The sequence below is a fragment of the Azonexus sp. genome, assembly GCF_036170495.1.
Taxonomy (GTDB): Bacteria; Pseudomonadota; Gammaproteobacteria; order Burkholderiales; family Rhodocyclaceae; genus Azonexus.
In genome coordinates, this window is record NZ_JAVHPH010000325.1 from 1 (window position 1) to 2,461 (window position 2,461).

The window sequence follows — 2,461 nt, forward strand, 5'->3', positions numbered from 1 at the left end:
GAAGGGCGCGATCTGGTCTTTCTGGTCGAAGGCGATGCCTCGACCTTCGCCACGTTCGGCCATCTCGCCCGCGTCGTCCGCGCCCAGGTGCCGGGCATCGCGGTAGAGACCATCCCCGGCGTCTCCTCGTTCGCTGCGGCCGCCGCCAGCACCGGCACCGTGCTGGCCGAAGAGGACGAAACCTTCGCCATCATCCCGGCCGCCTACGGCGTCGAGGTCATCGACCATCTGCTCGACGAGTTCGACACGCTCGCCTTGTTGAAAGTGAAGCCGCTGATCGATGAAGTCGTCGCCCTGCTGGAACGGCGCGAACTGCTCGCCAGCTCGGTGTTCATCGAAAAAGTGGGCGCGCCGGACGAGCGGATCGTGCGCGACATCAGCCGCCTGAAAGGCGAGAAAGTCAATTATCTGTCGCTGCTGCTGGTCCAGAACCCCAAACGCCTGCGTGGCGAACTGCGCCGCGGTTGCCGCAAGCGCAAGGAAGCGACCGAATCCTAGACGTCCACGGTCAACCCGAAAAAACAGCCAAAAATCAAAACGGAGCCCCAAGCCATGAAAATCGCCGTCGTTTCCATCACCCGCCACGGCATCGCGCTGGCCGGCCGGGTCGTCGCCGCGCTGCCCGGCGCTCAGTTGTTCGCGCCGGAAAAATTCCGCGCCGAGGCCGAAGCGGCCGCGCCGGGCGCCGCCCACTGCTATGAAGGCAAGGTCGGCGACCAGATACCGGCCCTCTTCGCCGCTTTCGACGGCATTGTTGCCATCGTTTCGCTCGGCGCCGTCGTCCGCCTGATCGCCCCGCACCTCGGCAACAAGGAAAGCGATCCGGGCATCGTCGTCATCGACGAAGCCGGCCAGTTCGTCATCCCCATCCTCTCCGGCCACCTCGGCGGCGCCAATGGGCTGGCCGGCCACCTGGCCAGCGCGCTCGGCGCGACGCCGGTGCTGACCACGGCCTCCGACGCCCGCCAGACGCTGGCCGTCGACCTGCTCGGCCGCGAACTGGGCTGGGTGTTCGAGGCAACGCACGACGAAATGGTCCGCTGCAGCGCGGCGGTGGTCAACGACGAGGCCGTGGCACTGGTCCAGGAGGCCGGCCGCGAGGACTGGTGGCCCGGCCATGCCAATGGCCGCAGCGGGCCGCTGGCGGCCAACATCCAGCGCTTTGCCCGGCTCGAAGAGGTCGCCGTCGACGAATTTGCCGCCGTGCTGTGGATCAGCCATCGCCCGATGCCGGCCGACTATGCCGAGAAACTGGCCGGCAAACGCATTATTTACCGTCCGGAAGCCGCGTGAAAGTCGCCCTCGGCCTCGGCTGCGACCGGGGCACCCCGGCCGCCACCATCGCCCAGGCCATCGCCGAAGCGCTGACCGCCTGCGGCGCGACGTCGGCCGACGTCTGGGCGGCGGCCAGCATCGACCTCAAGGCCGACGAGTCCGGTCTGCTCCAGGTGATCGGGGAAAACGGCTGGCCCAGCCTGTTCTACCCGGCCACCGCGCTGGCCGCGGTCGATGTCCCGCATCCCTCGGCAACTGTCCGCCGCTACACCGGTACGCCGTCGGTTTCGGAAGCCGCGGCGCTGCTCGCGGCCGGCGTTGACCAGCGTTATTTACTGATCGAAAAACACAAGTTGCGCGGCCCGGACGGGCGCAACGTCACCGTCTCCATTGCAAGGATGCCCCAATGAATGCCCCTGAAACCCTGAAGAAAGCTGGCAAGATCATGCTCGTCGGCCTCGGCCCCGGCAGCAACGACCACCTCACAGCGCGCGCCCGCGCCGCCATCGCCGAGGCCGACACGGTGATCGGCTACGTCACCTACATCCGCCTGGTCGCCGACCTGGTCGAGGGCAAGGAAGTCATCAAGAAATCGATGACCGAGGAACTCGACCGCGCTATCGAAGCGCTCGATCGGGCCAGCCAGGGTAAGAAGGTGGCGCTGATTTCCTCCGGCGACGCCGGCGTCTACGGCATGGCCGGGCCGACCTTCGAAATCCTCTTCCAAGCCGGGTGGACGCCGGCATCGGCGATCGAGGTCGAGATCGTGCCCGGCGCCTCGGCGCTGAACAGCTGCGCCGCGCTGGTCGGCGCGCCGCTGACCCATGACTTCTGCGCCATCTCGCTGTCCGATCTGCTGACGCCGTGGCCGACCATCGCCCGCCGGCTTGACGCCGTGGCCTACGCCGATTTCGTCGTCGCCCTCTACAACCCGAAAAGCGGCCGCCGCACGCAGCAGATCGTCGAAGCGCAACGCCTGTTCCTGCGTCACCGCGACCCGCAAACGCCGGTCGCCGTCGTCAAGTCGGGCTACCGGCCGAAGCAGCGCATCGAATTCACCACCCTGGAAAAAATGGCCGAAGCCGACATCGGCATGCTGTCGACCGTGCTCATCGGCAATTCCAACACCTTCATCAAGCACGGCCTGATGGTCACGCCGCGCGGCTACGCCAACAAGTACGCGGTC

4 protein-coding genes are annotated in these 2,461 nt (G+C 67.0%); all 4 read left to right on the top strand.

Features of this window, described 5'->3' with window-relative positions:
* The coding region (locus tag ADADOO_RS11990; RefSeq protein ID WP_511277735.1) for a precorrin-2 C(20)-methyltransferase at positions 1-498 on the top strand (498 nt) is incomplete at its 5' end.
* A gap of 54 nt (positions 499-552) precedes the next feature.
* Entirely contained in the window at positions 553-1,293 is a 741-nt protein-coding gene (locus ADADOO_RS11995) for a cobalamin biosynthesis central domain-containing protein (RefSeq protein ID WP_511277736.1), read from the top strand.
* Positions 1,290-1,685, top strand: a complete 396-nt coding sequence (locus ADADOO_RS12000) for a cobalamin biosynthesis protein (RefSeq protein ID WP_511277737.1) — start codon at positions 1,290-1,292, stop codon at positions 1,683-1,685. The genes ADADOO_RS11995 and ADADOO_RS12000 overlap by 4 nt, the downstream gene beginning before the upstream one ends.
* Positions 1,682-2,461: precorrin-3B C(17)-methyltransferase (cobJ, locus tag ADADOO_RS12005; protein WP_511277738.1), on the top strand; the 780-nt coding region annotated here is incomplete at its 3' end. The genes ADADOO_RS12000 and cobJ, both read left to right, overlap by 4 nt.

Bases quoted from the DNA above. Each gene is read 5' to 3' on its own strand.
- ADADOO_RS11995 (WP_511277736.1), top strand. From the start codon at position 553: ATGAAAATCGCCGTCGTTTCCATCACCCGCCACGGCATCGCGCTGGCC.